Source organism: Rhodococcus sp. NPDC057529 (genome assembly GCF_042802055.1).
Taxonomy (GTDB): Bacteria; Actinomycetota; Actinomycetes; order Mycobacteriales; family Mycobacteriaceae; genus Rhodococcus_F.
On the sequence record NZ_JBHVEY010000059.1, the window covers coordinates 1 to 7,419 of the forward strand.

Annotated in this window: 6 protein-coding genes; 2 read left to right on the forward strand and 4 right to left on the reverse strand. The window is 65.9% G+C overall.

The window, feature by feature from the left end; genetic code table 11:
• Window positions 1-214: 214 nt before the first annotated feature.
• The 4 genes from ACFU5V_RS42920 to ACFU5V_RS42935 are packed head-to-tail and all read right to left on the reverse strand — an operon-like array spanning window position 215 to window position 3,776.
• Entirely contained in the window at window positions 215-613 is a 399-nt protein-coding gene (locus ACFU5V_RS42920) for a Rid family detoxifying hydrolase (protein ID WP_378707489.1), read from the reverse strand.
• Between the two features lie 13 nt (window positions 614-626).
• Window positions 627-1,871 carry a MalY/PatB family protein gene (locus ACFU5V_RS42925; RefSeq protein WP_378707491.1) on the reverse strand — a complete coding sequence of 415 codons (1,245 nt, stop codon included), beginning with the start codon at window positions 1,869-1,871 and terminating at the stop codon, window positions 627-629.
• Window positions 1,868-2,341, reverse strand: a complete 474-nt coding sequence (locus ACFU5V_RS42930; RefSeq protein WP_378707493.1) for a DinB family protein — start codon at window positions 2,339-2,341, stop codon at window positions 1,868-1,870. Before ACFU5V_RS42930 ends, ACFU5V_RS42925 begins: the two co-directional genes overlap by 4 nt.
• A gap of 37 nt (window positions 2,342-2,378) precedes the next feature.
• Window positions 2,379-3,776, reverse strand: coding sequence for an MFS transporter (locus ACFU5V_RS42935; RefSeq protein WP_378707495.1), 1,398 nt, complete (start codon window positions 3,774-3,776; stop codon window positions 2,379-2,381).
• Between the two features lie 167 nt (window positions 3,777-3,943).
• Here ACFU5V_RS42935 and ACFU5V_RS42940 point away from each other — a divergent pair, with 167 nt between their 5' ends.
• Both ACFU5V_RS42940 and ACFU5V_RS42945 read left to right on the forward strand, forming a co-directional pair.
• On the forward strand, window positions 3,944-4,504 hold the full coding sequence (locus ACFU5V_RS42940; protein WP_378707497.1) for a CGNR zinc finger domain-containing protein: 561 nt from the start codon (window positions 3,944-3,946) through the stop codon (window positions 4,502-4,504).
• 659 nt (window positions 4,505-5,163) lie between these two features.
• Complete coding sequence (locus ACFU5V_RS42945) at window positions 5,164-6,657, forward strand: MDR family MFS transporter (RefSeq protein ID WP_378707499.1); 1,494 nt, start codon at window positions 5,164-5,166, stop codon at window positions 6,655-6,657.
• The last annotated feature ends 762 nt before the right edge of the window (window positions 6,658-7,419 follow it).

Genomic DNA, 7,419 nt, shown 5'->3' on the forward strand with positions numbered 1-7,419 from the left:
CCACATCTTGTGGCTCTACCGGCCAGGACCACATTCCTGTCGGTAACCCACGTTCACATGTGAGCGAGGCCCCAGCCACCCCCATACCGTCTAGCGCGTGAGCATCGCCTGGGCATCGGAACGCCCAGGCGATGCCGGCCTGCGATCGTCTTGTTGAGGTGGGGGAGATATCAGGGCGGTAGCAGTCGTCCGGTCCGGCGCATCATGTCTGCGGTTATTGCGGTCCCGGCGTTCTGGTGGCAACCACTTCGATCTCCACGAGGGCATCTTGGTGGGGGAGTGCGCGTACGGCGATGCAGGATCGGGCGGGTTTGACGCCGGTGAAGGTTTCGGCGTAGACGGTGTTGACGGCGGCGATGTCTTCGATGTCTGTGAGGAAGATCGTCGTTTTGACGATGTGCTCGAGGGAGCTGCCTGCGGCTTCGAGCACTGCGGCCACATTCGCGAAGACCTGCCGCGTCTGGGCCTGAGGATCTCCCGGTCCGACGAGCACGCCCGTGTCGGCGGTCAGGGGTAGTTGCCCGCTGCAGAACACCAGGTCGCCGACCTGGATGCCCTGGTTGTAGAGATGCGCCGCGGTTGGTGCGTGGGTGGTGGCGATGGCGGTGGTCATGTGGATCGGTCCTTTACGTCTGAGTGCAGGGGTCGAGCTCGGTGGGTGGCGCGGCGGGGTCCATGTGTTGCCCGCCCAGTGCGCCGGTGATGCCGGAGAGCACCCGGTCGAGCAGGGCTTCCGAGGTGGCGAAGTTGATCCGGATGAATCGGTCACCGCTCTTCCCGAAGGGCACACCGCCGTCGACGAGCACACGGCCGGCGCGGCGGATGCGGTCGATCGGGTCATCGACAGGTAGGGCCGAGGCGTTCACCCAGCTGAGATACGTGGCCTCGGGCAGGTGGTGCCGGGCCTCGGGCAGCGCCCGAGTCAAGATGTCGTGGACCCGGGCGCGATTGCGGTCGAGGACGCGGATAAGGGTGTCCTGCCATGCCTGCCCGTGCTTCCACGCGGCGAGGGATCCGACGACCCCGAGAACCGACACCGCGCCGTAGAGGTCGGGGGGTTCGTTGTCCCGGACCGCCAGCAGGTCCGTGGGGCCGTAGTGCAGCACCGCGCAGCGCAAACCGGCGAGGTTGAATGCTTTGCCAGCGGAAGTGATCGTCACGGTCCGCGACGCGGCGTCTTCACTGATCGACGCGAACGGGATGTGCCGGTGCGGTTCGTAGATCAGTTCGGCGTGGATCTCGTCGCTGATCACCAGTAGGCCGTACCGTTCGGCGAGGTCGGCGATGCGTTCGAGTTCGCCGCGGGTGTGCACTCGGCCCGTCGGATTGTGGGGGTTGACGAGGATGAGCACCTTGGGACGATGCCGTGCCAGGGTCCGTTCGAACTCGTCGAAGTCGAGCGCCCACCCGTCCTCGGTGTCGACGAAGGGAAATTCGACGGTGCGCCGCCCCATCGCTTCGATCGTCGCCAGGAACGGCGGGTAGTTCGGGGTCTGGATCACCACCGCATCCCCGGGTCGGGTGCCGAGACGAAGGATCAGCTGCAGCGCCTGGATCAGATCGGTCTGCTCCCGCACGTGGGCGGGGTCGACCTGCCAGCCGTAGCGGTCGGACATCCGCCGGGCGAATTCGGCCCGCAAGGGAGTGCCGCCCAACCAGTTCGGGTAGCCGAGGTCGCCCCGGTCGATGAAGTCCTTGAGCGCGTCGCGGATCTGCGGGGCGATGGGAAAGTCCATGTCGGCGACCCAGGCCGGGAGTGCGCCGGCTTCGACGGCGCGTGCCCATTTCACCCCGGTGCGCCGGGAGAGCGCACCAAGGTCGAGGTCGTCGAATCCGGGGAACTGGCGGTGGGGTGTCGTCGAGGTGGTCACAGTGCGGCTTCCATCGAAATTGTCGAGAGGGCGTCGCGGGAAACCTCGACCTGTCCGTGGTGTTGGGCGAGTTCCTCGAGAACGTGAAGGAGGACCCCATTGGGGGTGAGCTGGCGGCTCGGCCCCTCGTAGTCGGCCGGTGGGGTGTTCGTCAGCGGCGCGGCGGGGTCGAAGCCGTCGAGGTCCTTGTGCAGGTTCGCCCGCAGTGCGGTGATCGTGCGGGTGAGGTCGGCGATGGTTCCCCGGGCGGTGAACTCGGCTGCACGGTCCCGGGTGCTCTCGCGGCCGCCGATCAGGTGCCCGATCCAGTAGTCGGCCACCTCGGTGCAGTGGTAGGTGATGGCCCAGGGGGAGTTCGCGCCGTCGAAGGGTGGTGCCTGATTCGCGCGCTCGTCGCCGAGCTCGCCGAGGACGGCGAGCATGCCGTCGAAGGCGCGGTCGAGGAAGTACAGGTATTCGTCGGTGTTCACGGGATTCGCTTTCTTTGTGGCGGGAAGGTGTTGAGGATCAGTGGATCTGTTCGAGGACGGCGTCTTTCGTTTCGGGGAGGCGGGTGAGCACGATCAGCGCGCCGATCGCGAACATGACCGCGCTGGTGGAGAACACCAGGCCGGTGCCGCCGACGCCGAGCAGGAAGGGGACCGCGATGGGACCGAAGACCGAACCCAGCCGGCCCAGGGCGGTGGCGGAACCGACTCCCGCGCCGCGGCTGCGGGTAGGGAACAGTTCGGGGGTGTAGGCGAAGATCGAGGAGAACATGCCGAAGAAGAAGAACTGCAGAAACGATCCGGCGAGAATCAGCTCGAACGTGCCCGAACTCTGGCCGTAGAAGAAGGCGGCGATGCCGGATCCGATGGTGTACCCGGCCAGGCAGTATCGTCGTCCGATCCGCTCGATCAGGTACGCGGCCGAGAGGAATCCGGGAATTCCCCACAGGGCCATGGCGAGGACGAATCCGATGCTCTTGGCGACGTCGAGGCCGTTGTCGGTCAGGAGCTTGCCGATCCAGGTCGTCAGCCCGTAGTAGCCGGTCATCAGGCAAAACCACACTGCCCATACCGTCAGGGTGCGCGCTTTGTGTGCGGGAAGGAACAGTGCGCGGAACCCGCCCCGGTCGGTGGTCTCCCCGTGCGCGCCGGGCACGGGCTCGGGTTCGGGCAACGGCCGGCCGGTCGCCTCGCGCACCGCGCTTTCGATCGAGGCCAGGGTGCGCTCCGCTGCGGCCGCGTGGCCCCGGGAGACCTGCCACCGCGGTGACTCCGGCAGGTTCCGGCGAATGATCAGGGCGATCACGGCCAGGGTCGCCTGCATGAGAAAGAATCCGCGCCAGCCGAACGTGGAGGCGACCAGGAGATAGGACACGGCGCCGGCGGTGATGAATCCGATCGGCCAGGCCCCCTCGAGCAGGGCGGCGTAGCGCCCGCGCTTCGACGACGGCATGAATTCGGCGAGGATCGCGGCTGCCACCGGGAACTCAGCTCCCATGCCGACCCCGAGCAGGAATCGGAAGGTGAGCAGGGATTCGAAGTTCCACGACAGGGCGAGTCCGACGCTCGCCAGGCCCCAGGCGACGATGCTGTATTTGAAGACCCGCTGGCGGCCGAATCGGTCGGCGATGGCGCCGGCTCCGACGGCGCCGAAGAACATACCGGCGAAGCTTGCGCTGCCGAGGACCCCTGTCTGTGCTGCGGTGAGAGCGAAGTGGTGGCTGATCGGTGACAGCAGGAATGTCATGGCGCCCAAATCGATCGAGTCGAAGAACCAGGCGGTGGCAATCACGAGGAAGAGGTTCCGCTGGACACGACACCACGGCAGACGTTCCATCCGGGCGGCGATCGTGGCGGTGGTCAGTGCAGGCGCGGTGGGGCCTCGGGTCGGCGCGGGGGCGTGCGCATCGTCGTACATGGAATCCGGGCTCCTTTGGTGAGAACGCTGTTGGTGGGAACGCTGTGGGAATGAGTTCCGTCGCCGCCACCGAGACGTGCCGGCCGCAGTGGCGTCACCGCTCTAGGGGGTGACGGGAGTCATGGGAGAAGTTTGAACTCGTTCGCGTCACCTGTCAAGATGGTGACGTGAACGAGTTCGTGTATGTGAGTGGACGGCATTGCCTGGATTTCGCGGGCACCATCCTCTGGCGGCGCACTCTGCGCACCGAGCTACTCGAGACGCCGGCCGACCTGCAACGGTGGGTGGCCGGGGCGAACCTGTGCGACGAGATGGAACCGCCGTCCGGCGACAGCGTCCACGACGCACGGCACCTCCGGGAGGCCATCTACAGCGCCGTCGGTGCGGCGCTGACCGGCAGCACCCATCTCGCGACGGAAGCGGAGGTCGGCCTCCTTAACACCGCCGCCGCGGGACCGCTGCCCACCCTCACCCTCACCCGCGACGGCGACACGACCTCCACCGGCACACCCGGCAACACACTGAGCCTCCTCGCCCGGGACGCCATCGAGCTGATCGGATCCCCGGAGATGGCGAAGGTGAAGGAATGCTCAAACCCGGACTGCACCCGACTGTTCATCGATCTCTCCCGCGGTTTCTCGCGCCGTTGGTGTGGAATGGCGGAGTGCGGCAACCGGATCAAGGCCGCAGACTACCGCCGCCGCAAGAAACTGCAGAACATCGAGTAGCGCGACAAGCGTCACGACCGACCGCAGTCCCCTCGACCTCCGTCTGGCACGGCCAGTACATCCCCAGAACGGCTGAGTCCGCTGATCTCGGTGGCGATGTCGAGTGCTGGAGAGGACGCGGCATCGTTCGGCGACGACTTACCGCACACTACCGCGGTCGTCCTACATATGACGATGACCGTCTCCCAGTTCTGATGCCGACGGTCGGTGCCGCCTCGTGCGGGGTCTGACCGCCCATAGCGCTTCCGAATCGCAGGTCAGCGACCGGGTTCGGGACCTGGCGGACGAGATGTTCGGCACACGCCGGTTCTGGCACAAGCGGGTCGGCATTCCAACCCACAGCCGCGCTGACCAACCTGCACACCGCCCAGCACACGGCCTACGGCACCCCCACGACACCGCCCTCGACCGCCCCCACAGCGCCATCGACGGCTACCTCGTCGCCGAGGCAGCCTCAAATGAGGACGGATTCCGGGGTCGTCAGGGAATGTCAGTCAGAACGGAACAGTCTCACCAGCTCCGCTGGCGGTCGCCCCGGAGAGCGCGAAAACGATTGGCGGGTTCACCCGTCGGGTCGGTAAATTCGGTGGCCGCCCCGCCTGGTGTTTTCGTTGTTCGCTGGGGGGTGATCCCCGTCCCCACCATCGGAAAGGTCCACCGTGACCGAACCCACCGGCCTCGTGAATGACGAGGCACGAGCCGACGATCGAATCGAACGCCGACACCTCCAGGTGATCGGTGTCCTGTTGGTGGCCAGCTTCGTGGTGATCCTCAACGAGACGGTGATGAGCATCGCCATCCCGGTCCTGCAGGTCGAACTGGGTGTCCAGCCCAGTGTGGGGCAGTGGCTGACGACTGCCTTCATGCTCACGATGGCGGTGGTCATCCCGCTCACCGGCTATCTCATCCAGCGCATCCCCACGCGCACCCTGTTCGTGCTCGCCATGTCACTGTTCACGGCGGGAACGCTGATCGCGTTCGCCGCACCGGGGTTCGGTGTGCTGCTGTTCGCCCGCATCGTGCAGGCGTCCGGAACGGCTCTGATGCTGCCGCTGCTGATGACGACGATCATGACGCTGGTGCCACCCGCCCGTCGCGGCGCGATGATGGGCAACATCTCCATTGTGATCGCGGTGGCGCCTGCTCTCGGCCCCACCCTGTCCGGTTTCCTCCTCGACCATTTCGGGTGGCGTTGGATCTTCGGATTCGTTGCCCCGATCGCGTTGGTCACCTTGGTCCTCGGCGCCCGGTTCGTGGTTTCGGTGTCCGAGACGACGACGGCCAGTATCGATATTCTGTCGATTCCCCTGGCGGTACTCGGATTCGGTGGTCTGGTGTACGGACTGGTGAGCATCGGCGAATCGGCCCAGGGATCCCAGGCGTTCCCGGTGTGGGTGCCGTTCCTCATCGGTGCTGCGGCGATGTCCGGGTTCCTGGCCCGACAGTTCCGGCTGCAACGCCAGGACCGTGCCCTGCTGGACCTGCGTGTGTTCGGGTACCGCCAGTTCAGCATCTCGGTCGTCGCGATGCTGGTGGGCATGGCAACGATGATGGGCACCTTCATCATCGTTCCCTATTTCGCGCAGTCGGTGCTTCATCTCGATCCCTTTGAAACGGGTCTGATCACCCTGCCGGGCGGCCTTCTGATGGGTTTGGCGGGTCCGATCGTGGGCCGCGTCTACGACCGGCGCGGTCCTTTTGTGCTGGTCATTCCCGGCTCGATCCTCGTCAGCGTCGGAGTGTGGATGCTGACGACGGTGAGCACGTCCACCTCGTTGTGGTTGCTGCTGGTGTCGAACATGGCGCTGTGCCTTGGCCTGTCGGCGACCTTCACCCCGTTGATGACATCGGGATTGGGATCGGTGACCGCGCACCTGTATGCGCACGGCTCCGCGGTGGTGGGCACGTTCCAGCAGGTGGCGGGCGCTGCCGGTACGGCGCTGTTTGTCACCGTGATGACGGTCGTCGCTTCGCGATCCGGTCACCCTCACGATTCACCGGACGCCATCGCCGAGGGGGTGCGGATGGTCTTCGTTGTCGCGGGGATTCTCTCGTTCGTGCTGATCGGTGCATGCGCGTTCGTGCGCAAACCGGCGGATCCGGTGGAGCACGCACACCCAGCATCGGTGGATGCGCCGGCTCCAAGGACCTGACCGGTGGGCCGCGGGTTGAAGGGTGGCGGTGACGACGAACTGGTCAGATGGCGGAACCTGTGCGTCCTGATCGCTCCTTCGCCGACAACGTGCGGCGCCGATATCACTTGCTCACTGACGTGACGGTCCTCGATGTCCTCCCGGACCTCGAGTCGGACGGCATATTCGAGGCCGAGTTCCACCGCGGTCTCGGGATGCGGTTGGAGGACGCCCACCGGGTAGGCGTTCGAGGAGAAGGGAAGGCCGGCGCCTCGGTCGGTTCGGGGTCGGCGGCTCGGATGCCGCGGGTTGTCGAGCTTGGTGCCGGGGTCTGACAAACAGGGAGATCGCGGTCAAACTCGTCATTTCCCAACGCACCGCCCGGGGGCATGTGAAGCACATCCCTGTCCAAGCCGCGGTTCACCTCGCGTACCCAGATCGCGGCCAGGGTGATCGAACAGAGACAGGGAAGCGGTCGTGGCCGCCTGCCGTCCCGGTTCACAAACACGTTCTTGCACAGGGTGATCGGACTCGTTGTGGGTTTTCGGGTCTTATGGTGCCCGAGCTGACAGTCGCGAACGCATCGCGGTGGATCGGAACTGGTTCCCTGGGAAGTTTTGCGGTGTGGTGGGTGAACGCCCGCCGGAACCGCGTGTGCGGCGGGCGTTCACGTGGGGGTTAGTTGAGTGTGGTGGTGTCGATGACGAAGCGGTAGCGGACGTCGGAGGCGAGGACTCGTTCGTAGGCTTGGTTGATGCGGTCGGCGGGGATGATTTCGATGTC